The sequence below is a fragment of the Nostoc sp. genome, assembly GCF_036917655.1.
In the GTDB taxonomy this organism is placed as follows: domain Bacteria; phylum Cyanobacteriota; class Cyanobacteriia; order Cyanobacteriales; family Nostocaceae; genus Nostoc.
Window position 1 is genome coordinate 15426 of the sequence record NZ_JBALCY010000042.1, and the last position, 23847, is coordinate 39272.

Below are 23847 nucleotides of genomic sequence, written 5' to 3' on the forward strand. Positions count from 1 at the left end.
CTCTCCCTTGTGTCCAAAGGAGGCAACCGTCCTAGAAAGAAAGGTTGGGCAGTAGACCCGCTTCGCGATCAGAGCGCTTTTTAGTAAGCCAGACCCATACTGCGAGTTGTTTCAGCGCCCAGGTAAACCCGGATGCTCAAAAAGTCGGTGGGACAAGCGGTTTCGCAGCGCTTACAGCCCACGCAGTCTTCTGTACGGGGGGAGGAGGCAATTTGAGCAGCTTTGCAGCCATCCCAAGGAACCATCTCCAGTACATCAGTAGGGCAAGCGCGGACGCATTGGGTGCAGCCAATGCAGGTATCGTAGATTTTTACGTTATGAGACATTGAAAAAGCCGCTCCTTCCGAGTGTTCTTCTCTGCGAAAGAATCATAATCAACGCATAGTTTACCGCAGTGGTTGATAGGCTGTAATCAAAAGGCTACATAACTTCAAACAATGTAATGAGCACCCTTGATATTTGTTTTTGCGAGATTGTCCCTATTGACTTATTAATCAGCAACATCATCGGAGCGTATTTACCACAGTGACATACCATAATCCGGTTGAATCGTAAAGACAAATGAAACAAAAGTCAATCTACAACACTAGATGCAGAAGTTCTCTATGGTATCTATTGATTGGCAACTATGTACCATGAATAGAGCCAATCCATAACAAAATGTTAACTGTTAATCAAAAGTGCCAAATTAATTTTATGGGTAATAATCTGATTTTGCGATCGCTATTACTGCCAAATACCACAGATGATCAATTAAGAGACTGCTTTTTATGATCGTGTTGTTGTGAACGGGCGATCGCAGTCAGCAATTCTAAGCGATCGCTCACCGATAACTTGTATATTTGACTTCTTAAATCTGGCAAACTCATAATTTTTACTCTTACATGTCAGAGGATTTCAGAAATCGCAAACTCATCATTTATCGCAGCAATTTCTATTGGAATCTTTGGCTGATTAACCATCACTTCCAATTGTTCTTCGGGATTTTTCGCATCAGCCAATTTATCTTTTTTATACTCACTCTCTCGGATTTGTCGAGCAATGCTTTCTAGCAGCCAAAGTTGTTCTTCCACAGACAAGGCAAGGACGGAGCGCTCAATTTCTAGTAAATTCTGTGAGATCATTTTGATTTTGATTCCAAGCGGGGCGTATTTTTCAAAGATATTATATTCAGTCTATCTGGTTAACCTAGAGCATCGCAAATTCCCCATCATTTTCCCCACGCCTATCTTTTCATAAATCAAATGAAATTGCTATAAATAACCAAAAGCCACTTTTATGACTTTTTAATTAAGTATTCCTGCTGAAGCAAAATGTACGCTAAACTGACTACATGAATTACGAAACAGCTCGGAAACTCCTCATAGATCAGACAATCATAACCGAGGAAAACCCAGATGCGCTGTTAACGCGTATGAAACAGGGGAAACCGCCGGTACCCGGTCAGATCACCTCAATTTTGTTGGCATTGAAAGTGGTGTTTGAAGCCCTCAAAGATGCAAAGAACCTAGACCGAGAACTGGCTTTGGCCCTTTATCAGTTAAGCATTAAGGCGCAACAGCTATTTGCCGCAGGGCGTAAAGCCGGGATAGATTGGCCGCCACTATTCAAGGAAGATTTGCTCCGAATTTCCTTAGCATCTGAAAGTATCTTTTCGGGTATATGGCAAACCCTAGCTCCTATAGGGTTAGGGAAGCTCTAGAACACCAATTCTAGTAATCTTTAATGAGAAGGGATAAAAGAGTGAAGGAGCAGGGTAAGCACGGAGAGTTAGGGAGAATAATTAATACCCAATGCCCAATGCCCAATGCCCAATGCCCAATGCCTATTAACGAGTTTGCAGTTCCCTTTCTAACTTGTCTAGGTCAGTTTTGAGCAAAATCGTCATTTGACCGGTAAAAGCTTTGCCAGTCTTGGGTTGGGCAATTTCTACCCAATATACATAGCGATCGCCTACTCGTAATTCTCCCTTTAAAGCTTCCCGAATCGGAGTTTTAGCAAGACGCGCCGAGTTAATTACGCTCTGGTTGGGATACTGGTAGACTACCTGAGCGCGATCGTAGTCTTGATAAATCTCCAAACCATAAATCACCCGCAAGGATTCTTGGAGACGCACAAATGACATGCCGTTAATGGCATCATACATGGCAATGCGCTCACTACGGATTCTGCTACGGTCTTTAGAAAATTCTACCCTACCGGGAGGCAATACCGACGCTTGAAAAGTGAACCGTTGGGCAGCTGTATCAGTCTTTTGGACAAACAATTGCTCCCCACTCCTGGGGCGGAGTGTGGGATGTGCTTTAATCCAGGTGCCTACTTCCTCTGTACTTTGCCCTGGTAAAGCATTAACTTTGGAATCAAAAAGCGTTCCCACGCACAACCAGGGCACTAGAGAAAAAGGCAAAATCAAACAGTTAAGCAGAGATTTATTGAGCATTTTGCTGTTGAGGACTTTCATGGAAATTTCCCCATTCGGGAGTAACCATAGTCTTCCCGTTTTTCAGCAAGATTATTTCAAGCGTCAACCCAACTTAAGACATCAGGGATCTTACTTATCAACGCTCTATCATAGAAAAAGCCAAGGATGGAATCGTTATGAGCATTACGTTTAGCCCAGAGCAAGAACAAATAATTCAAGTTTTACTAGCAACAGGTAGATTTAACAGCGTTGATGAAGTAATTCAAACTGCATTACGCCTTTTAGCAGAAGAGACTCTTTCTTACCAAGGATGGCTTGAAGAAACTCGCACCAAAATTGATGAAGGCATAGCATCACTTGAAAGTGGAGAAGGGATTGATGGTGAAACTTTTGTGAATCAGCTTTTAACACAGTTGAAGCAAGCAAAATAGGAATGAATCGGTACATTATCTCACTCCCTGCTTCTCGTGATTTACAAGCGATCGCAGATTATTTCGCGGTAGAAAATGTTGAAGCTAGTGAGCGACTTTTATATGCGTTTAATCAAAAATGTCAACAACTCGTTAGCTTTCCCAATATGGGACGACAATACGAGGATTTGCGTCCCAGCCTAAGAGGACTTCCACTGGATGGGGATATTATTTTTTACATCATTACTAGTGACGGAATTGAAATTGTCAGAGTTGTCAGTGGCAGACGTAACTTAAAATCTCTGTTTGCAAATCCTGAAGAAGACATATGATTAATAAGAACCTCTACCAACAGCATCAAAAACTTTGAAGACAAAAGTGGAAGCAAAAAAATTTTATGGTTAATACTAGGCGAGACTCCACTTTACCAAAACTACTTTACTATAAATAGTTGTTAGATGTCCTACTCTGACTGGGAACACTATGAATGAGCTTGCTGACTCGCAATGATTGGTTGAACGAGAAAAGTTTGCTCCCTTAAGTCCAGAAAAGATAGGAGTACATTTATGGTGTCATGGCTTACAGCAGCACAGTGGAGATGCGTTCAAACTTTCACGGGACATCAAGGATTGCAGTCTGGTGTGAATTCTGTTGCTTTTAGCCCTGATGGGCATTTGTTAGCTAGTGGCAGCGACGATAAGACAGTTAAGTTGTGGGATTTGCAAGCAATGCGTGAGATCCAGACACTTACTGGTCATAAAGGCCCTGTTCGCCAAGTCGCATTCCACAACAATGGTGACATTCTTGCCAGTGCTTCTTTCGACAGAACTATCAATCTGTGGGAAGTGACAAGTGGCAGAAAAATTAAAACGCTTTTTGGCCACTACGATGAAGTATCCTCAATCTCTATTCACTCATCTACCAATCTGATGGCTAGTGGCAGCAATGATGGAGATGTGAAACTGTGGAATTTGACGACTAAAGAGGAGATTAAAACTCTATCTAACTCAAATCCTCAAATTATCGAGGCAGTTGCATTTAGCCCTGATGGGAAAGTACTTACTAGCGGCGGATGGGACAAGGCTGTAACACTGTGGGATGTGCAAACTGGACAGTTGGCGCGTAAATTTTCTGCCCATTCACATAATATCCGTTCAATCGCTTTCAGTCCCAACAGTCAACTTTTAGCAAGTGCGAGTAACGACAAAACTATTCGATTATTTGATGCGTCAAGTGGGCGCGAAGAGACTCTGCAAGGTCACTCTAAGGCAGTAGTATGTGTGGCTATTGATCCAAGCACCACGATGTTAGCAAGTGGGGGTGATGATAAGGAAATTAAGATTTGGGACTTAAAAACCAAGAGAGAAATGTGTACTCTCTCTGGTCATGAGTCCTACATTATGTCTGTTGTTTTCAGTCCAGATGGAAAATTTTTGGCTAGCAGTAGTCATGATAGAAGCATCAAGATTTGGCAGCGTGGATAAGTTGTCAGATATAGAGTAAATTTTACTTCTGACCGAAGGCGGAGCTTCTCCGACTCCGCTCCTGAATTCTGCTGTGGTTTTACGATTCACTAGGTAGAAGCTTAAAGTAGTACAATTAAACTATAATAAACAGGGAAATTATTCATAGCTCTTGCTGTGATAACTCTGTAAGCTGATGTATGAAAGCGAATAAAGGCTAGCTATTATCTAGCAGGCTGAAGGAGGTGGTTGTAGTGTTGTCATGTTTTAACGTAGCAGATTACTTTATCTGGTTAGCAAATGAAACAGGCTTTTTTATTAGTAATCTAAAGCTGCAAAAGCTTGTGTACTATGCTCAGGCTTGGCATCTTGCACTCAATGACACTCCTTTATTCCAAGAAGATTTTCAAGCCTGGATACATGGGCCTGTGATACCTGTGTTGTACCAGAAGTATAAGCTTTTTGGATGGCAACCAATTTTAGAGGATGCTAACCCGGAATTACCCCAAGAGGTTCAAGAGTTTCTAGATGAGGTTGCACAAGAGTACTTTGCCTGTGATGCTTATGAACTAGAACAGATGACTCATGCCGAGACACCCTGGAATTTGGCTAGAGGAAATCTCCCACCTGATGAACCTTCCAACGAAGTTATTCAGAAACAGTGGATGAAGAAGTATTACGGATCTCGTGCCGAAGAAAAGGATTAAGAAGACTGAGGTTGCCAAAGACGGCACATCAGGTATTAAACCAACAAAGCTGAAGCCACCTCAAGGCATCAGCTTTTCGTTTAAATATTATCAGGACAGTAACAGCAAGTTTTCTTGTAGCGAAAAAGAAGTAATCTACTGGCTGACCTTGCTTGATCGGTTAAAAGCTCTATCTAGCCTAACGGCTCAAGAGTTGTTAGTGAATCGTAGCAGTACCCTCAGATGTCATCCCATCAAGTGGGCAGATACCAGCGAGAGCGGATTTGGTTTGCCGAATGAAGAACAATTAGTTGACATACCATATCAGTTTTCCATCTCCTCAAATGAACATGGTAGAGTTCATGGGTTCTTTATTAACGAGATTTTCTATATTGTTTGGCTAGACCCAGATCATTTGCTGTCCCTCGCAAAAAATTAAGGAATCATCGCTACGTTAATTACCTGTCGCGCCTTCATGTCACCAAACATCTGTTTTAAACCTTTTAACATTATCAACTTTCTCGATGGTGATGCCAGAGCGTAGCCATGACGAGGGTTCAATCATCAATACTGGGGTAATGACTTGAGGAGGCATAGTGCTTTAGCCTAACTATATCTAGTCATTGTAATGTGCCCTGTGAATTAGCTGCCAAAATACTAAGGAATCATCGCCACTTTAATCACTGACGCGCTTTTATCTGATCAAACACCTGTTCTAAATCTTTTAATGTTCACTAATAAGTAACTCAAAGGTAATTTTGCGACTAGCTAACAGTGATAACGCCGATCGCATATACTCCGGTATATTATGAAACACGCCTTTTATAGTAAGTTCGCTGTAGTGTAGCCGTTCTGTGTTGACGGTAATGCTGGTATCCCGTGGACATCCACCGAATAAGTTGATTGTTGCACCAGGATGGATCTTTAAGCGGACATAATGTAAAACCGTGTCCTATTTGGGGCGAATAAGACAAGATTTTACAGGAGTATTTTCTTATAATATTACAAAAATCAAAGTAAAATTTGATTTATACCAAAGTAATCCATTTACTGAGATTTATTTCCGAGTTCATTAACTTTCTCTGTTGTGGGAAAGATTTGACGATCGTAGCTTGTCTTTTCCTGAGTCAGGGCGATCGCACTAAAAAAAATGGCACTTCCGACAGCCAAGGCTACCATCGGACGCTTCAGCAAGACAAAATCTCTGATAATCCTCGCTAAAGGTCGGCTTTGACGACGTAGCGACGAAGCAATCATCAATTGTCTCCAAGTAAACGGATCGCGGACATAATGACCGCTTTGGCAGACTACTAACCGTTCCTGGCAATAGGGACAGCAAAACAAGCCCATGCGTGTTTTAACTGGTTTGGGCGTAGCATTTCGTTGGCAAATTGGGCAAGTAACATAATGATTATCAAAGGTGTGTATATTCATTTACCTCGTCCGCCTAGTCCATTTACTCGCTCTATAACAATAGCTATATTGAATTGGGATCAATACTTAGCAGACTTCCAAGTATGGTCTGACATCAGCCATAAATCACACATACATTGTATTACTACCAAGGATGACTCAATGGTCGCAACACGAGTATAGCTAGATTTAGGCAAGGATGACTCCTAGTTAATGTTTGCGGGTGCGTCCACCCAGCCCACAAAAACTGTGTTGTCTCTAGAAAGAATAGCGTTGGCGCTCACTCGCACCCCACTAGCCGCAGCTAGCTACGCCCAAACTAGGCATCGTTGACCCTCAAATAATTATTGTCTCCCATTTAACCATTCTCCCCACAAAAATTTTGCACAATGACATTTTTTGCTAAAGCTTTATAAATCAAGCAAATAAAGTCTACTTGTCTGGTTGCTAAATAATGGCTCACAATGAGAACTAACAGATAAAAATTTAAATTTTTTCTTACATTTACCCCGCCTCTCAATGACTCTCTTGCCTCCCACTCAACTGAGGAAGGTAACGGAACAACCTGCCTTTCCTACACCTTCCGCTCATTTAGCTCACCTAATTAATCGTTTTCAACCATCCCCAGAAACCGTTGTGCTGTTTTTAGCCATGCTCATTGGGGGTGGTACTGGTATGGGTGTAGTCACCTTTCACTATTTAATCCAGCTGATTCACCAGCTGATGTTGGAAAATTTAATGGGTCAAATCGGCGTCTGGGGTGCTTGGACTTTAGCCTGCGTTCCCACCCTTGGCGGATTAATCGTTGGCTTGATGCGCTGGCGCACTCAAGACTTTGGCCCTGAACTTTCATCTCTCATCGCCGCCTCTCAAGGAACAGAGATTAAGCGACCACTACGACCAGTTACGAAGATGCTGGCCGCATCTGTTTCCTTGGGAAGCGGTGCTTCTTTGGGGCCAGAAGGGCCGAGTGTAGAAATTGGTGCAAACTTTGGGATGTTGTTGTCTGTGATTCTGAATGTATCTCAAGAACGACAACGTTTGCTGTTGGGTGCTGGCGCGGCGGCTGGACTTGCTGCTGGATTTAATGCTCCTATCGCTGGAGTATTTTTTGCCCTAGAGGTGGTGATGGGAGCTACATCTTTCGCTACTTCTGCTGTGAGTGTGGTGCTGTTAGCGGCGGTGGTAGCAGCATTAATTGCCCAAATTGGTTTGGGGGCACAACCTGCTTTTGATTTACCTGCTTACCAAGTCCGCAGTCTGTTGGAATTACCCCTTTACCTGGGCTTGGGTTTAGGGGCCAGCTTAGTTTCTCTGGCTTATACTCAATCAATTCGTTTGGTAAAAGCCTGCTTTGCTGGAAAGGTTCCAGGTTTTGCCTTTTTAGGACGAATTCCTGAGCCAATTCATCCAATTATTGGCGGTGTGATGATTGGCGCAGTTGCTTTGCACTTCCCGCAAATTCTAGGTGTGGGTTATGAAACTGTAGAAGCAATGCTTCAGGATGTGGAGTTTCCCCTCTACCTGTTGGTGGTGCTGTTGGTAATAAAGCTATTGATGACTGCAATTAGTGCGGGTAGTGGTTTCATTGGCGGTTTGTTTGCACCAGCAATGTTTTTAGGTGCTTCTTTTGGATCGGCTTACGCCAAGATTTTGGCTGTGGCATTCCCAGGAATTTGCGATCAGATGGCGGCTCCCCCAGCTTACGCAATGGTAGGAATGGCAGCAGTGCTGGCTGCGAGTGTCAGAGCGCCGTTAACGGCTATTTTAATGCTGTTTGAATTAACCCGCGACTATCGCATTGTTTTACCGTTGATGGCAGCTGTGGGTTTGAGTGTTTGGCTAGTGGAAAGGATTAAACCAACTTTTAACTCTAACTCCAATCTACAACAGATTGGTCTTTCGGAATTGAAAGATGAACAAGCGGAAATTGTGCAGCAAATTTTGGTAGAAGATGCGATGCACCCCTTTCCAAAAAAGTTACCTGCAACCCTTGGGGTATTAGATGCAGCTGTGGAAATGACACGCGATCGCGTCCGCAGTGCTTTAGTAATTGATGAAGCAGAGCAATTAGTTGGTATACTTTCTCTAGAAGATATTAACCATGCCCTTGCTCTTTGGCAAACTTACCCAAATTCGCTAACTGAAATTCCAGATAATTTATCCAGTCAAACCCTTATAGACATTTGTACTACTGAAATTCTCTACGCATGGCAGGATGAACTATTATCTGAGGCTTTAGACCGCATGACTCTTCGAGGTTTGCATCAATTACCAGTGGTAGCACGAGACAAACCCGATCGCATTTTGGGTTTACTAGAAAGAGAGCAAATTGCATTCACCTGCAATTTAGCAGTTACGCGCAAGGCACTTCGCCACTATTTACCAGTCTTACCCACTACAGATATAGTTATTAATAATTAGTCAAGGGTCAAGAGTCACCAGTTAAGAAAGAGCAAAGCCGGAGACGTTTGGGTTGCTCCAGTCATTAATCAAAAATCTTGGACTTTTGATTAATGACTCTTGACTGCCAATTTTAGATTGAAGAAAAGCCGATTTGTAGGTTCATGCCGGACTAACGTCCCGCTACGCGCTTTCACCCCTTGTGGGTGACACAAATCCAAAATTCAAAATCTTCAAGCCCCATCCGTTTATTGGTGGGGTCAATCCAAAATCTAAAATCTGTTGACTGTGGACTCTTGACTATATTATTAAGCCGTGGCTTCTATGGCTTCATCACCTTCCCTATCTTCTGGGTCTACCTGTCGCAAACGAATGTGCTTTTTGCCTAAAGTGATGATAAACTCATCGCCTGGTTTAAGATTCATCTGTTTTGTATAAGCTGAACCTATAAGTAAGTTATTATTCGATTGCACACTAATTCTATAGCTAGCACTGCGTCCACCACGCCCATTAGCACTGGGTGTACTGTCCAACTGAATGCCTTCGGCATCAATTAGGGCATTTAAGAACTTCATCATATTGACGCGCTCTATACCGTTTTTGGTAATGGTGTAGTAGCCGCACTTTTTGGCTTTGTCTTCCTTGCTCTCACTCTCTAGCTCTTTGACTTTTTTGAGCAGTTCATCACCGAGTAGGGGTTCAATTTTTTTCAGTTTAGGCATCAACTTAGGTCGAAAAGGAATGTTTGAAGTGTTTGAATCGATTTTATTTTAGCTGACGTTGAGCTAATAGGAACATAATCCTTTAGTTTTTATCTCAACCTAGCCAAGTATATTACACTCAGATGCACAATTGTTATGTGATTAACAATATTGCCAAGACAATCTATTTTAGACAATGCTGGCAATGCTGATAACTATATATATAGTTTGTGAATCACTGCTAGACTATATTTGTTTAAGTTTTCTAAACTAACGTTCAAAAGGTTGTTTACAAGCTTTAGATGATAACTGAGTCACAAAATGATAAGTAAAACTGATCCCTAGTCAAAGGTTAAGGGTCAAGGGTCAATATTTAGACTCTGGACTATTGACTAAACAACAAAGCTTGCCAAAATGAAACTAACTACCAGAGGACACTACAGTGTGAAGGCGTTGCTAGATTTGAGTTTACAGCCAAGATATGGCCCTGGATCTGTGAGAGCGATCGCCAAACGCCAAGATATCCCAGCTCCTTACCTCGAAAAACTACTAATAGAAATGCGTCGGGCTGGATTAGTGAAATCAATTCGTGGTAGCATCGGCGGATACCAATTGGCAAGAGAGCCTGCACAAATATCTATAGGACAAATTTTAGAAGCAGTTGGCGAGACTGGCCATTTACCCCATCACACCCCAGCACCTACACAAGCTGAAGATTGGGTAACATTTAGCCTCTGGCAGAGACTCAACCAAAAGCTCAAAGAAGCTTTGTACAGTATTACTCTGGCAGACCTTTATTACGATGCTCGTAGCTGGCAAGCTTCCCTTGGGGAAGAAGCTAGTTTTGTGGTTTAGCTAACCAATTTTGGATTTTGGATTTTGGATTTTGGATTGACCCCAACCACCTTAGCGTAGCGGGACGTTCACGTTAGCGTCTCGCAGAGAAGTACGGGTACTGGGCTGCTGATAGCGCAGCGTAAAGCCTTCGGCATGGCTTCGCTTAGAGCGACTGTGCGTAGCGTCAGATTTTGGATTTGTTCCGCCCACGCTTGGACGGGGGATGAACCAAAAAATCTAAAATCGTTCGACTGAGCGCTCACTACGATCACTACGAAGTCTAAAATCTAAAATTGGCACGGTCAATCCAAAATCCAAAATCTAAAATCCAAAATTGGTTGACTCGTGACTTATGACTAATAGCATCTATATCTTAATAATTGCTGCACTTTTAGATTACTTAATTGGCGATCCTTGGGATTGGCCTCATCCAGTGCAAGTTATGGGGTGGGTAATTTCTCGCCTGACCAAATTTTCTCTCCAATTATGTCAAAATTCTCTAACACAACGCCTAGCTGGAATAGTACTAGGCATTATCCTAATAATTGGTAGCGGCCTTGTTGGCTTTTTGATTATTCAAAGTGCCAGATGGGTTCATCCGTTGTTGGGAATTGCAATAGATAGCATTCTTTTGGCTAGTTGTTTTGCTGGCAGAAGTTTACGAGCGGCAGCGGTGGCTGTTTTACAACCTTTAATAGCAGGAGATTTGGAGAAAGCTCGTAAAATTTTAAGTAATTACGTTGGTCGAGATACACAAAACCTCTCACAAGCAGAAATTTCACGAGCCGTTTTAGAAACGGTTGCAGAAAATGCCACTGATGGGGTAATGGCTCCGCTTTTTTATGCAATTGTTGGTGTCTTTGTGCCAGTTGTGGGGCCAACTCCCTTGGCTTTAGCATACAAAGCCAGCAGTACCCTTGATTCAATGGTGGGCTACCGAGAAGCACCCTATACTTATTTGGGATGGTTCTGTGCGCGGTTGGAAGATTGTTTGACTTGGCTACCTTGTCGGTTAACAGTCCTGACTCTGGCGCTGTTATCAGGTAAACCGATGCATGTTTGGCGAATTTGTCGTCGGGATGCAATTAATGATCCTAGTCCCAATTCTGGCTGGAGTGAGTGCGCCTATGCTGCTTTTTTGGGTGTGCAGATGGGGGGTACAAATTGGTATCGCGGGGTAGCTAAGTACAAACCACTGCTAGGAGATGCTATTTATCCCATTACTGCAACTTCTATTCAGAATGCTTTGCAGCTGACTCGATATTGTTTTTTGTTATGGTTAGGGATAGCGATCGCTATATTATTAATACTCCCAAATAGGTAATGATAAATATAAAGTTAGGAGTTAGGAGTTAGGAGTAAAGAATAAAAACTTCTAACTCTTAACTCATCACTCCTAACTCATCACTCCTAACTTATCAGTCGCTATGCCTGCCAAAGTAGTTGAAATTCTCTCATCAGAAGAAATCCGTCGCACCTTGACTCGCCTTGCCTCTCAAATTGTGGAAAGGACGCGTGATTTGTCTCAACTGGTGCTTCTTGGTATTTATACCAGGGGTGCGTTATTAGCCGAATTGTTGGCGCGTCAAATTGAGACGCTGGAAGGTGTAGCCGTGTCAGTCGGCGCTTTGGATATTACATTTTATCGAGATGACCTTGACAAAATTGGATTGCGGACTCCAACGAAAAGCGAAATTCCTTTTGACCTTACGGGGAAAACGGTTGTACTCGTGGATGATGTTATTTTCAAAGGACGGACGATTCGCGCGGCTTTGAACGCAGTCAACGAATACGGTAGACCAGAGGTGATTCGTTTAGCTGTGTTAGTAGACAGGGGCCATCGAGAATTACCAATTCACCCAGATTTTATTGGTAAGAAGTTGCCTACTGCTAAAGAAGAAATTGTCAAAGTTTACTTACAAAATTCCGATGGACGAGATGCAGTGGAGTTGATTGGAGATTAGGAGTTGGGAGTTGGGAGTTTGAAAAATTCACTTCATCTCCCTCATCTCCTTCTCTTCTTACCGCAAAATTGGGCTACCGTGATGATGAACTAAATACCACTTTCCGCCGAGAAATTGAAATACATTTGTAGCTGTTGATTGTGCTTCAAGTCTTCTCCCACCTACTACTTGGAACACATTTTCTCTCAGCACAACATAAGCAATATTATCAGTTACATCTGTAGCAATTATATCTGTGTTTATTTCGATATAAGCGGTATTTTTAAATATCTGTTCCCAAGAGGTGCGAATCTCCTTCCAACCTCGCAGTATATTACTTCCAGGATGAATACAAAAACTACCAGTTCCTTGTGACCATACTGCACTCATTGTCTCAATATCTTTTCTTTCAAAAGCTCGATAAAAAGCTGCATTAGCTGCTAAGACTTCATCCTTCGTCATGGGTCATCAAATATTAAAACTTAGAAGTGGGACTTATGAGTCAGGAGTTATGAGTTACTAAATTATAACTCTCAAGTTTGACAAATAAATTAGTAATTCCCAATGCCCAACTCCTAACTATTTTTGACTGTGCTGATAATTTGAAATAATTGGCTACCTGTTCCTGTCGTTAGGATGTATATGTTCACTCCACCAATGAGCGGTGAATCTTATTTGCTCTTTCAAGTAACCAAAAGACCTCTTGCAAAAGTCCCTAACACCCCACCCCCAACCCCTAAGAGCTCTTCGGGAGGGGAGCGTTTGTGTCAGCAAATGCGGGGTGGGGTTCTTAATTTTTGATTTATGCAAGAGGTCTAAAGAGTGACAGAGATGTGTGTACACCTTAGCCTAAAAGGAGAGAGGCTTTGAATCTTACTCCCCAACGCTACAAGTGTTGGACCTGTTCTTGTTAGGTCTGTATTGGACTCAACCCAGAAGCGCTATAAGTAAGTTGGCGTGAAAAAACCAAAGTATGTAAAGATAAGTAAATACGGAGAATGCATCTACCGAGGTGACTAACACATGGGCGCTCGTTTAAGAATATTTCTGACTCGTGATCAGGATAAAACATTATTAAATTTAAGAACTGCGGATGCACCACAGAAAGTCAAAGATCGAGCAGAGATCATCAGGCTAAATGCACATGGCTGGTACGTTGAAAAAATAGCCGCCCATTTTAACTGGACTCCACAAACAGTCAGAGAAGTTTTACATAAATGGGAAAAGCTCGGTCTAGAAGGACTCTGGGATAAAGTCGGTCGAGGGGGAAAACCGAAATGGGAGGAATCAGATATAGTTTTTTTAGAAGAATGCCTTAAAAAAGAACCACGCACATACAATAGTCTTCAATTAGCTCAAAAACTTCTTAGCGATCGCCAAATTCAATTGAGTCCTGACAGATTAAGACGGGTACTCAAAAAAAGGGGGTGATTTGGAAACGAACTTTGAATTTGTCATAAACGAAAACAAAATCCTGTAATACGGGAAAAAAAGCAAGCAGACTTAGATATGTTGCAATTAGCTGCTGCTACCGGAGAAATAGACCTAAAGTATTTAGATGAATCAGGGTTTTGTCTGTGGAGTGAACCAGGCTACACCTATTACTTTAGAGGTGAGCAAAAACCTTTGGAACAAACAAAACGCCGTGGTCGCAGACTAAGCATTATCGGGTTTCTTCAACCTTTGATCAGTTTTGTTTATGGCTTGGTGATTGGAGGCGTTAACCGCAAGTCTTATATCCAAATAATGGAGCAAGAAGCGGCTGATGCCCAAAGAACGGGACGTACTAAGGTAATTGTGCAGGATAACGGGCCTATACACCGATGCAAAGAAGTACAAAAGCTATGGTCAAAATGGGAACACATGGGTTTGTACATTTTCTTTTTACCCGAATATTGCTCCGAAATGAACCCTATTGAATTGGAGTGGCAACACCTGAAGAAAAATGAACTATGTGGGCAAATATTTGATGATGAGTTAGACCTCGCTTACGCCGTGATTGATGGCGTTAAAGCTAGGGGCGAAAAAGGGAACTACAGTACACAACGTGTAAAATTTGAATCTAATCGTTCTGGTTAAACTTTCGTTACATAGTTATAAATTTTCCCGCCCACTTACTTAGTTGTGGGTTCAATTCCCCACGCCCAACCCCTTTGAATCCTACTCCTCTCTTTGGGGATTGCGGTTTTTGGCCAACCTACAGCTTAATGTCATGAAAATTTTATATTATTGCCATCGCTCAACATGTAACTAGCTATAAATGTTATGAAAGCATGACAAATCGATCCCAGAAGGGCTGATAAATTCGTAAAACAACCAAAAAACCTGTTTAAACCACTTGATCCCTACATATGCTTAGTGGTTAATATTGACTTAACAAATAGAACTCTTGCGATCCCAAAGAAATGCTGATTTTGGCATAACAAGGAATTGCAAGGAAGTGACCTCAATTTAAAAGACTAAAAAACTTAAAAACTGGGCAAAACCAGGAGTCAGGAATAAGAAATTCATCTGGAGTGGATGAGATTTTACATAGCATTCCTTAACCAGGGGAAATCATTTACCGCTTAAACTACTGGAGGCCAAATTAATGGCAAAAGAACGCCCGCCACTAGAGGAGATGACCTTACGCCAACTACGCAAAGTTGCTAGCGAATATAGCATCTCTCGCTATAGCCGAATGCGTAAATCACAACTGCTGGCATCAATACAAGAAGTCCAGCGCAGCAAAACTTCGCTCAGTCCATCTCGTTCGTTGGAGGCACAGGAAACCGTGGAAGCAGCAAAGTTTGAATTAGGTCAGGAAGATCGGACTGGTGGATCTCTGGCTGATGTTGATGAAGGACTCGCAGATTTGCCCTCTGGCTATGGTGACAGCCGGATTGTACTCTTACCGCGCGATCCTCAGTGGGCTTACACTTACTGGGATGTTCCCAATGAACATAAAGAGGAGCTGCGCCGACAAGGGGGACAACAACTCGCACTAAGGATTTATGATGTCACCGACATCAATATCGAATACCAAAGCCCCCACAGCATTCAAGAATATCCTGCTGATGAACTAGCCAGAGAATGGTATCTACCAGTTCCAGTTAGCGATCGCGATTATGTGATCGATATCGGCTATCGTGCTGCTGATGGTCGCTGGTTGGTACTAGCTCGTTCTACTAAAGTACACATTCCTCCCGTCTATCCTTCTGACTGGATTGAAGATGTCTTCATCACTGTAAACTTTGAAGAAGATTTGCGTGGTCAAACTCAGTACGAACTGGTTCCCCCTGCCAAGAAGATCGCAACTACCGCCAATGTTGGTGTGAATGTCAACACCAACGGCAACAGCAACCCCATCTACGACGAAATATTTGGTTTAGCCGAATCTGCCGAAGCACAACGGGTTGCTGGTTCTATCTTCGGCTCCCAGCAGCAACGTCCTGAACAAACCATTAGCTCCTACATTTTCCCATCTGGTGTGGGTCTGTGGGCAGCTCCCACCGTGTCTGGCTTAACTGCTTCCGGTGCAGGAATGTCAGGTGTTGGCTTCTCGGCTTCCGCCGTACCAGTACGTCCACGCCAGTTCTGGTTAATTGCCGATGCTGAGTTGATAGTCTACGGTGCAACCGAACCCGATGCTACCGTAACCATTGGCGGCCGTCCAATTAAGCTAAATGCAGATGGGACATTCCGCTTCCAGATGTCCTTCCAGGATGGTTTAATTGACTATCCGATTTTGGCTGTAGCTGCTGATGGTGAGCAAACCCGGTCAATTCAAATGAAATTTAATCGTGAGACACCATCCCGAAATACTAACACCAAAGAAGAAGCTGTTTTAGAATGGTTCCCTTAAGTTTTGGTTCTTAGATGAACTCCAGACTGAAATTTTAAATTATTCCCCGCTATAGTAATTCTGTAGCGGTTTTTTTGCATTATATGTCTACAAAAAAATTATTTTCGTTATTTATCTTGATAATTGGTGCAAGCTTATTATCAGGTTGTAAAGAGATTGAAGCAAATTCAGTCTCAAAAGCATCTAAAACTTGCCCTGGTAAAGATGCTAAGTTCAGTATTGATTTTTTTAAAACCAATAATCAAGGTAAAAAAAATCAAAGAGGTATTAATAATGTGATTATTTTTAATCCCAAATCAGCAGAATTAGATTTCAAAGTTAATCTTGGTCTATCTCATCAACTCTACGCCAAAGATGCTAGAGGGAAACTGCGTAAAGAATATGTACCAAAACAGTTTCATGAACTCATTGCCGATGAAAATGCAAAATTAAACGGACAGCTACCCATTGCCGCAATTAATGCCGACTATATAGGTACTGATAATAAACCACAAGGCTTAAATGTTTCTCGTGGCGTAGAGTATTCAGGAGCATTTAAAAATAAACGTTCTTCCTTTGGGATATCAGCAGGTACACCCAACCAGCGACAGGCTACTATCCAGGCTGGTAAAAGAAAGAGCGATATTCTGAATTACAATTTAGTAGGCGGTAATGGCAGATTCTATCGTCAGGGTAAGTTTAAAGATATTTGTCAAGATTTGGGAGAATTTGCCTGTAAGAATGCAACTAATCGCTCTCTGGCAGCTATCACTAATCAAGGCTATGTAATACTATTAGTTAATGACTTGAAAGCTAATTCAGATATTGAATTATCTCAAGTTAATCAAGAGTTACTGCCAGATATGTTTGATAATGTTCTGGAAGGCATTGCTAGCAATAACTGTTTAGGTAATATTCAAGAAGGGATATTATTTGATGGAGGTATGTCTCCAGGATTGTATTATAACCATAAAATTTATGTAGAAAATCTTGGGCCAATTGGTTCCGTTTTTTTGATTTACAAAAAATAAAATAGTTTAGAAGTTAAGTGCTGTAGCTATGCCTGTCGTAGACATCGACTTTTGTGCCATCAACACGCTACTCTAGACTGGATAGCTTGGGAGCATCCCGTTTTGGAAGAAACATCTTTGGTATTTCACCCTAAATCAAAATACTTTGTCCAGTAAAAAGTTTTGTCGCTGATTAGGATTAGATTTACTTCCATCTGGCTAAATTTTAAAGTACTGACTATTTAACTTTTTGCGAATTCTCAAGCTTGTTTGGACTCACCCAACGATTAACAAATTCCTTGTTATGTTTGTACACCTTGATTTGCACTTGCTTGGAACTTAACTGCACTACTTCAGCGGGAATTCTTTGGACATCGCCAGAATCCGCACGAGCTTTGTAAAGCCAAATGACTTTTTGCCCTACTTGAAAGTAGTTAGGATTGCTAGTTAAAGAAGGCGCTTTTTCTGCCCAAGAGGGGAAAGCAATTGCTAAGTTGATCAAAAGTACTAAGATCACTAGGCTGATTTGGAAAAGTTTCATGATCATTGCACTTGTCTTGGGTCTGGTGGGGCAATCAATCTGCTGCTCTAGCATTTAGCTATTGTCCTCTTTTGTTTTATCAAAGTTGAAAGGTAGGTACACTAAAACTTCTTTAGGCAATTTAGCATTAGTTTGCTCTTTGAATCCTGGCAAGACACCGACTTTTATCTCACTAATAAATTGCTGTTGCTCTTTCATTGTCGGCAAAACACTTGCTTTAATCTCATTGAGTGCTTGCTGTTGTTGTTTGACAATTTGAGTTAGTTCTTGTATTTGTTGAGCTTGTAGCGTGTCAAGTTTTTCATGCAGCAATTCAATATTTTGTGCAGCTTGACAATTTACCAGGTGGTCATATTCATGATTTTGACTCATCAAAACAATGGGTGCAGTGTAAGCAGAGGCAAAGGAAAACACCAAGTTGAGCAGAATGAAGGGTGATTGATCCTAGTGAGGCACGCCAGGAGTCAGGTTCAATCCTACCCACGCGGCTAAAACAGTACTCTGCCCAATTAAAAATGACCAAGACCCCACTTTCGCTGCCATTGCATCAGCTACTCGTTGACCAAGTGTTGATTAGCTTTTTCTAACAGTTGCTTTTGGGTGTTGACGTTGCTGATTGATGATTTGGCAGGATTCATGTTGCACCTCTTTTTCACCTAAGTTTGATAGCACTAGAGATTTGGGGAGTTAATTACTTAGCCAAAAGCTTGTATTTGTTCAAAGTTCAAATCTCTACTGATTTCAGGATAAAGCGACTTGGAGAATAAAATCAAATAGTCTTATTTTTTAAAACGATAAATTAAATTTATGAGGAATTGAAGAAAGTTGTGATGCTCTGACTTGAGATAACAATCTCTATCTCAGGAGTAATAGACGCAAAAGAACACTCTGTCGTAAAAATTGACAATATATACTGCTTTATAAACTTTGATCTATATGCCTCAGAGTGGAAGCCTACTTGTGCCGAAGCAACCTAATATTGGCAAACTAGTTCGTGCCCTGCGGCAAGAGTTAAATCTGTCTCAAGAAAAATTTGCTGGCGAGTTTGGTGTCACTTTCCCAACAATTAACCGTTGGGAAAATGGACGTGTAACACCTTCTCCTTTAGCAATACAGCGAATTAGTAGTCTACTCAATGAGTTAGGTGAACGTGGTCAAATTATTAAGGCAACATACTTCCGAGAAGAGGAGTAGGCTTTGTGAGTTCTGAATGAGAATCGGCCTTGGTAGCTTGGAATATTGACGATATAAAGCTGACAATAGAAAATAGCCAAAACAGCAACTTGCCTCTAAAAGACGATTTCAATGCTTTGAAAAGTCACAGCAAAGTTGGGATTTAACGCTGTATATACCCTTGAATATCCTCCAAAATGACTGTTTAGGAGCGTAAACGTCTAATTTAGAGAGGATTTTAACCAAAAGACGACCACAGATGTAGCCTGTAACCGACGCATGACCAATCGAGAGGAATTAATGAAGAACGAGTCAACGTCAGCAAGCAACGCCGACGTAAATTTCCTTCTCGGCGGGGGTGAAATGGGTGCTAGGATGCGAGAACGGGATTGGTCAAAAACTTCCCTTGGGCCAACACAGCAGTGGCCACAGAGTTTGAAGACTGCGGTGCGGATTATGCTGACTTCCCGTCAACCCATGTTTGTTTGGTGGGGCGAGGAACTGATTAACCTTTACAATGACGCTTACAAGGCTATTATTGGCGGCAAACATCCAGAAGCACTTGGGCAGCCAGCTTCCTACGTGTGGCGGGAAATATGGGATCAGGTTGGGCCTAGAGCAGAATCAGCGATGCTGAAGAACGAGGGCACTTACGACGAAGCGCTGCTGCTAATTATGGAGCGCAACGGCTACCCGGAAGAAACCTACTACACTTTTTCATATAGCCCGGTTCCTAATGACCAGGGCGACACAGGTGGGATCATCTGCGCCAACACAGACGATACGCAGCGGATCATCGGTGAGCGTCAGTTGGCACTGTTGCGCGAACTAGCGGCTAGGACGGCAGACGCGCGGACATTCGATGAAGCCTGTACGCGGAGTGCGAGTTGTCTGGAGAGTAACCCTTACGATCTCCCTTTCGCAATGATTTATCTGGTTGATCCAGATCAGCAGCAAGTTTTTCTGGCTGGAACGTGCGGCATTGGGCATAATCATGTTGCAGTTCCTGAAAGAGTCGCTCTCGATTCTGATTCAGTTTGGCCCTTTGCGGAAGTGATCAAAACGCATCAAGCAAAACTGATTTCCGATTTGGAAGTGTCTTTTGGCAGTTTGCCGACAGGTGTTTGGCAGCGATCGCCCCATCAAGCGATCGCTGTACCGATTGCACCATCCGGTCAGACAGGAAAAGCTGGTATATTGGTTGCTGGTTTAAACCCCTTCAGGCTATTCGACGATAATTATAGAGGATTCATCGATTTAGTTGCGGCTCAAATTGCAGCTAGCATCGCTAACGCCCAAGCTTACGAGGAAGAACGCAAACGCGCCCAAGCTTTGGCAGAAATTGATCGCGCTAAAACGGTCTTTTTCAGCAACGTCAGCCACGAGTTCCGTACCCCACTTACCCTGATGTTGGGGCCACTAGATGATATTTTAACCAATTGTGCCACTCTGCTTCCAGCCAACGAACGAGAGCAGTTAGAAATGGTGCAACGCAATGGACTCCGCCTGCTGAAACTGGTCAACAGCCTGCTAGACTTCTCGCGCATTGAAGCCGGACGGGTTCAAGCCTCATACGAACCCACCAACCTTGCCAGCTTCACCGCAGAACTAGCTAGTGTATTTCGTTCAACGGTAGAACGGGCAGGGATGCAGTTATCAGTCAATTGTCCTTCCCTTCCAGCACCAGTGTATGTAGATCACCAGATGTGGGAAAAGATTGTTTTTAACCTGCTCTCGAATGCATTTAAGTTCACCATGAGTGGAGAAATTACAGTCAGCTTACAGTGGTCAAATGACCATATTGAGTTCGCAGTCAAAGACACAGGAATCGGTATTCCAGCAGAAGAAATCCCCCACCTTTTTGAACGATTCCACCGCGTCAAAGGGGCGCAAGGACGCACTTTTGAAGGATCAGGAATTGGATTGTCACTGGTGCAAGAATTGGTGCAAATGCATGGTGGAACAGTCTATGTTACCAGTGTTCTAGGAGCAGGCAGTTGCTTTACTGTATCAATTCCAACAGGATATGATCATTTGCCTCCAGACCGAATTAGTGCCCCTCGAACCTTAGCTTCAACCGCATTAGGTGCAACACCCTATCTAGAAGAAGCCCTGCGTTGGCTACCCGAAGAGGGGACTGGGGACTGGGGACTAGGAACTGCGGAAGGAACAAGGAAAGAGTTTTCCCAATCCCCAATGCCCAATCCCCAATTCCCAATTCCCCGAATTCTCCTGGCTGACGATAATGCAGACATGCGCGATTATGTTAAGCGGCTATTAAGTCAGCAGTATGAGGTGGAATCAGTGCCGGACGGTTTAGCTGCTTTGGATTCTGCTCGTGGGCGTGTCCCAGACTTGGTACTGACAGATGTAATGATGCCTGGATTAGATGGCTTTGGACTGCTGCAAGAATTACGAGCTGATCCGCAGACGAGCAAAGTTCCAATCATCCTGTTGTCGGCACGGGCGGGGGAAGAGGCACGGGTGGAAGGGTTAGAAGCAGGAGCCGATGATTATCTGATTAAACCATTCTCTGCTCGTGAATTGTTGGCGCGAGTAGAGGCAGCCCTAAAAATGGCTCGTCTCCGCGATGAGGCAATGCAACGCGAGCAAGGGCTGCGGATTGAAGCTGAGGTGGCGAAAGCACACCTAGAGACTGTCCTAGCTGGCATCCAAGACCAGTTTTATGTGTTGGATCGGGAGTGGCGTTATACCTTTGTCAATGACCGGGTAGCAGAAGTTGTTGGTATCCAAAAGGAAGAGTTGCTAGGTAGGATTGTTTGGGAAGTTTTTCCAGATGTGGTTAAAAGCGAGTTTTATACTCAGGTTCATCGAGCGATGTCTACGACGGGCTACGCCTACGCACAACAGACCGTTGTTCAGTTTGAATACTTTTATCCCGCTTGGCAGCGCTGGTTTGAAAATCGCGTCTACCCCAATGCTTTTGGAGTAAGCATTTTTGTTACAGAGATTAGCGATCGCAAACAGGCAGAGAAAGCACTTCGTCAAAGCGAAGAACAGTTCCGCAACATGGCTGACAATGCCCCCTTCATGGTTTGGGTAACAGATGCCACTAGCTATTGCACCTATCTCAGTAAAAGCTGGTACGACTTTACAGGTCAGAGCGAGGAAACAGGTCTGGGATTTGGCTGGTTGCAGGCCGTGCATCCAGAGGATTGCAATTACACCAGGAATGTTTTTCTGGCAGCTAACGAGCGCTGCGAGGTCTTCCGTTTGGAGTACCGCTTGCGGCGCAAAGACGGCGAGTATCGCTCATGCTTTGATGCCGCTAATCCCTGGTTTGGGGTGGACGGTCAGTTCAAAGGTTACATTGGCTCAGTGATTGACATTACAGAACGCAAAGTAGCAGAAGCCGAACGCGATCGCCTCCTGCAACTTGAGCAAGCTGCCAGAACTGAAGCCGAAAGAGCCAACCGCATTAAGGATGAGTTTCTGGCGGTGCTTTCCCATGAATTGCGATCGCCTCTCAATCCCATTCTTGGTTGGGCGAGACTCTTACAGACTCGTGAGTTTGACGCAGCAGGGTTGAAGAAAGCTATTGCAACCATTGAGCGGAATGCTAAATTACAAGCTCAACTAATTGAAGATTTGCTGGATGTCTCTGGGATCTTACAAGGCAAGCTCAACCTCAACATGTTTCCCGTCAACTTAGTGCTTGTGATTGAGGGGGCATTGGAGACAGTACGTTTGGCAGCAGATGCTAAAGATATTCAAATTCAGACAATAGTGGATGCTTCTTTAGGGCCAGTTTTGGGTGATTCCGGTCGTTTACAACAAGTTTTCTGGAATCTCTTATCGAATGCCGTCAAATTCACTCCTGAAGGAGGAAAAATTGATATTCAACTAGAGCGCATTGACACTCAAGCTCAGATTAGCGTCAGCGACACAGGCAAAGGGATCAGCCCTGATTTTCTCCCTCATGTCTTTGAATATTTTTGTCAGGCTGATAGCACAATAACCCGAAAATTTGGTGGCTTGGGATTAGGGTTAGCAATTGTCCGTCATCTAGTAGAACTACATGGTGGAACGATTTGGGCAGAAAGTTTAGGTGAAGGGCAAGGAGCTATTTTCACAGTCAGGCTACCGCTGATCAAAAAAGAGTTAACCCCAAAACAACAGATAAACATTGCTGCCTTAAATGCTTCTCCTAATATTGAAATCCTTGCAGGTATCCAAATCTTAGTTGTGGACGATGACGATGATACCCGTGAGTTCCACACATTTGTGCTAGAGCAGGCTGGAGCAAAGGTAATTGCTGTAGCATCAGCAAAAGAAGCACTGCAAGTATTGGCAGAGTCAGAACCAGATATTTTGCTCAGTGATATTGGGATGCCAGAGACAGATGGCTATATGCTGATACGCCAAGTTAAGGCATTGCAGGCAAAGCAAAGAAAACAGATTCCTGCGATCGCTTTAACTGCTTATGCAGGAGAAATCAACCAGGAACAAGCACTCCAATCAGGGTTTCAAAAGCATATGTCCAAACCTGTCGAACCAGAGGAGTTAGTCAAGGCAATTGCAACCCTAATTGGCAGGAGTGGAAATGGCTGAGTGTTCGGCTGCTATGGGATTTTTTAGTCGCAGAGTTGAATTCGCTATTGCGATCGCTATTATTCTCAGCGCCATTTTAATTGTTTTCCTTTTGTTCGTATAGCAAGGGATTGGGGACTGGGTATACAGCAGTTTGCAACTTAAATCATGCATTCTCTCTAAGCTCGACTTTATCCAAAATTAAAAACTTGGTTCTCCTTATAGGGCAAAAACCCTAGCTTTTTGGCAAAAAACTTTTCCATGTCACTGATTCATGGTGAAGTCGAAAAAGTAAAACTACCGCCCCATATAGGTTTCAGCTTGTTCTAGGTTATGGTAACTTTATGTCACCTTGAACACCAAGGAGGCTTCCACTTTGACACTAGTAAACTCAACGAGGTTGTCACCAACCCCGTTGGTCTTCAAAACCGTGCATGAAACTTTCGCTTCACACGGCTCCTCAATGATTCG

At 43.0% G+C, this 23847-nt stretch carries 22 protein-coding genes and 2 pseudogenes; 15 read left to right on the forward strand and 9 right to left on the reverse strand.

Features of this window, described 5'->3' with window-relative positions; genetic code table 11:
- Positions 1–80: 80 nt before the first annotated feature.
- Together psaC and V7K30_RS15825 are read right to left on the reverse strand one after the other, a co-directional pair.
- On the reverse strand, positions 81–326 hold the full coding sequence (psaC, locus tag V7K30_RS15820; RefSeq protein ID WP_334827542.1) for a photosystem I iron-sulfur center protein PsaC: 246 nt from the start codon (positions 324–326) through the stop codon (positions 81–83).
- A gap of 561 nt (positions 327–887) precedes the next feature.
- Positions 888–1124: a hypothetical protein gene (locus V7K30_RS15825; protein WP_335000727.1), complete on the reverse strand. Its 237-nt coding sequence runs from the start codon at positions 1122–1124 to the stop codon at positions 888–890.
- A 209-nt stretch (positions 1125–1333) separates the two neighbouring features.
- Here V7K30_RS15825 and V7K30_RS15830 point away from each other — a divergent pair, with 209 nt between their 5' ends.
- The gene (locus V7K30_RS15830) at positions 1334–1702 is read left to right on the forward strand and encodes a Dethiobiotin synthetase (protein ID WP_335000729.1); all 369 of its coding nucleotides are present in this window, start codon (positions 1334–1336) and stop codon (positions 1700–1702) included.
- Between the two features lie 126 nt (positions 1703–1828).
- On the opposite strand, the gene V7K30_RS15835 is transcribed toward V7K30_RS15830, so the two are convergent.
- Positions 1829–2440: a hypothetical protein gene (locus V7K30_RS15835; RefSeq protein ID WP_335000731.1), complete on the reverse strand. Its 612-nt coding sequence runs from the start codon at positions 2438–2440 to the stop codon at positions 1829–1831.
- Between the two features lie 158 nt (positions 2441–2598).
- Here V7K30_RS15835 and V7K30_RS15840 point away from each other — a divergent pair, with 158 nt between their 5' ends.
- The 5 genes from V7K30_RS15840 (at position 2599) to V7K30_RS15860 (ending at position 5420) form a co-directional block, all read left to right on the forward strand.
- On the forward strand, positions 2599–2853 hold the full coding sequence (locus V7K30_RS15840) for a ribbon-helix-helix domain-containing protein (protein WP_335000733.1): 255 nt from the start codon (positions 2599–2601) through the stop codon (positions 2851–2853).
- 2 nt (positions 2854–2855) lie between these two features.
- The gene (locus V7K30_RS15845) at positions 2856–3164 is read left to right on the forward strand and encodes a type II toxin-antitoxin system RelE/ParE family toxin (protein WP_335000735.1); all 309 of its coding nucleotides are present in this window, start codon (positions 2856–2858) and stop codon (positions 3162–3164) included.
- 234 nt (positions 3165–3398) lie between these two features.
- Entirely contained in the window at positions 3399–4316 is a 918-nt protein-coding gene (locus tag V7K30_RS15850) for a WD40 repeat domain-containing protein (RefSeq protein WP_335000737.1), read from the forward strand.
- Between the two features lie 233 nt (positions 4317–4549).
- The gene (locus tag V7K30_RS15855; protein WP_335000739.1) at positions 4550–5002 is read left to right on the forward strand and encodes a Panacea domain-containing protein; all 453 of its coding nucleotides are present in this window, start codon (positions 4550–4552) and stop codon (positions 5000–5002) included.
- Positions 4983–5420, forward strand: a complete 438-nt coding sequence (locus tag V7K30_RS15860) for a hypothetical protein (protein WP_335000741.1) — start codon at positions 4983–4985, stop codon at positions 5418–5420. Before V7K30_RS15855 ends, V7K30_RS15860 begins: the two co-directional genes overlap by 20 nt.
- Before the next feature lie 218 nt (positions 5421–5638).
- Here the strand turns inward: V7K30_RS15860 and V7K30_RS15865 are convergent.
- Together V7K30_RS15865 and V7K30_RS15870 are read right to left on the reverse strand one after the other, a co-directional pair.
- Positions 5639–5897: pseudogene (locus V7K30_RS15865) on the reverse strand (dehydrogenase); the annotation flags it as partial.
- Between the two features lie 131 nt (positions 5898–6028).
- Complete coding sequence (locus tag V7K30_RS15870) at positions 6029–6415, reverse strand: hypothetical protein (protein WP_335000743.1); 387 nt, start codon at positions 6413–6415, stop codon at positions 6029–6031.
- A gap of 498 nt (positions 6416–6913) precedes the next feature.
- Here V7K30_RS15870 and V7K30_RS15875 point away from each other — a divergent pair, with 498 nt between their 5' ends.
- A complete protein-coding gene (locus V7K30_RS15875; protein WP_335000745.1) occupies positions 6914–8818 on the forward strand; it encodes a chloride channel protein in 1905 nt (634 codons plus the stop codon).
- 287 nt (positions 8819–9105) lie between these two features.
- Here the strand turns inward: V7K30_RS15875 and V7K30_RS15880 are convergent, their stop codons facing one another.
- Positions 9106–9519, reverse strand: coding sequence for an AbrB family transcriptional regulator (locus V7K30_RS15880; protein ID WP_335000747.1), 414 nt, complete (start codon positions 9517–9519; stop codon positions 9106–9108).
- Positions 9520–9912: 393 nt separating this feature from the next.
- Between V7K30_RS15880 and V7K30_RS15885 the strand changes: the two genes are divergently transcribed.
- The 3 genes from V7K30_RS15885 (at position 9913) to pyrR (ending at position 12299) form a co-directional block, all read left to right on the forward strand.
- A complete protein-coding gene (locus tag V7K30_RS15885) occupies positions 9913–10353 on the forward strand; it encodes an Rrf2 family transcriptional regulator (RefSeq protein WP_335000749.1) in 441 nt (146 codons plus the stop codon).
- 334 nt (positions 10354–10687) lie between these two features.
- The gene (gene cbiB / locus V7K30_RS15890) at positions 10688–11659 is read left to right on the forward strand and encodes an adenosylcobinamide-phosphate synthase CbiB (protein ID WP_335000751.1); all 972 of its coding nucleotides are present in this window, start codon (positions 10688–10690) and stop codon (positions 11657–11659) included.
- A 103-nt stretch (positions 11660–11762) separates the two neighbouring features.
- Positions 11763–12299, forward strand: a complete 537-nt coding sequence (pyrR, locus tag V7K30_RS15895) for a bifunctional pyr operon transcriptional regulator/uracil phosphoribosyltransferase PyrR (protein ID WP_335000753.1) — start codon at positions 11763–11765, stop codon at positions 12297–12299.
- Positions 12300–12356: 57 nt separating this feature from the next.
- Here the strand turns inward: pyrR and V7K30_RS15900 are convergent, their stop codons facing one another.
- Positions 12357–12740 (reverse strand): nuclear transport factor 2 family protein, encoded by a 384-nt coding sequence (locus tag V7K30_RS15900; RefSeq protein WP_335000755.1) that lies wholly within the window; start codon positions 12738–12740, stop codon positions 12357–12359.
- A 561-nt stretch (positions 12741–13301) separates the two neighbouring features.
- Here V7K30_RS15900 and V7K30_RS15905 point away from each other — a divergent pair.
- The 3 genes and pseudogenes from V7K30_RS15905 to V7K30_RS15915 all read left to right on the forward strand — a co-directional run bounded on the left by V7K30_RS15905 (position 13302) and on the right by V7K30_RS15915 (position 17132).
- A pseudogene (locus tag V7K30_RS15905) lies at positions 13302–14357 on the forward strand (IS630 family transposase).
- Positions 14358–14868: 511 nt separating this feature from the next.
- On the forward strand, positions 14869–16122 hold the full coding sequence (locus tag V7K30_RS15910) for a DUF4912 domain-containing protein (protein ID WP_335000757.1): 1254 nt from the start codon (positions 14869–14871) through the stop codon (positions 16120–16122).
- 83 nt (positions 16123–16205) lie between these two features.
- Positions 16206–17132 (forward strand): phosphodiester glycosidase family protein, encoded by a 927-nt coding sequence (locus V7K30_RS15915; protein ID WP_335000759.1) that lies wholly within the window; start codon positions 16206–16208, stop codon positions 17130–17132.
- Between the two features lie 217 nt (positions 17133–17349).
- Here V7K30_RS15915 and V7K30_RS15920 read toward each other — a convergent pair whose 3' ends face one another.
- Together V7K30_RS15920 and V7K30_RS15925 are read right to left on the reverse strand one after the other, a co-directional pair.
- Positions 17350–17706: a hypothetical protein gene (locus tag V7K30_RS15920; protein ID WP_335000761.1), complete on the reverse strand. Its 357-nt coding sequence runs from the start codon at positions 17704–17706 to the stop codon at positions 17350–17352.
- Positions 17707–18066, reverse strand: coding sequence for a DUF1003 domain-containing protein (locus V7K30_RS15925; RefSeq protein ID WP_335000763.1), 360 nt, complete (start codon positions 18064–18066; stop codon positions 17707–17709).
- A 546-nt stretch (positions 18067–18612) separates the two neighbouring features.
- Between V7K30_RS15925 and V7K30_RS15930 the strand changes: the two genes are divergently transcribed.
- A complete protein-coding gene (locus V7K30_RS15930; RefSeq protein WP_335000765.1) occupies positions 18613–18846 on the forward strand; it encodes a helix-turn-helix domain-containing protein in 234 nt (77 codons plus the stop codon).
- Between the two features lie 279 nt (positions 18847–19125).
- Positions 19126–23397, forward strand: coding sequence for an ATP-binding protein (locus V7K30_RS15935; RefSeq protein ID WP_335000767.1), 4272 nt, complete (start codon positions 19126–19128; stop codon positions 23395–23397).
- The last annotated feature ends 450 nt before the right edge of the window (positions 23398–23847 follow it).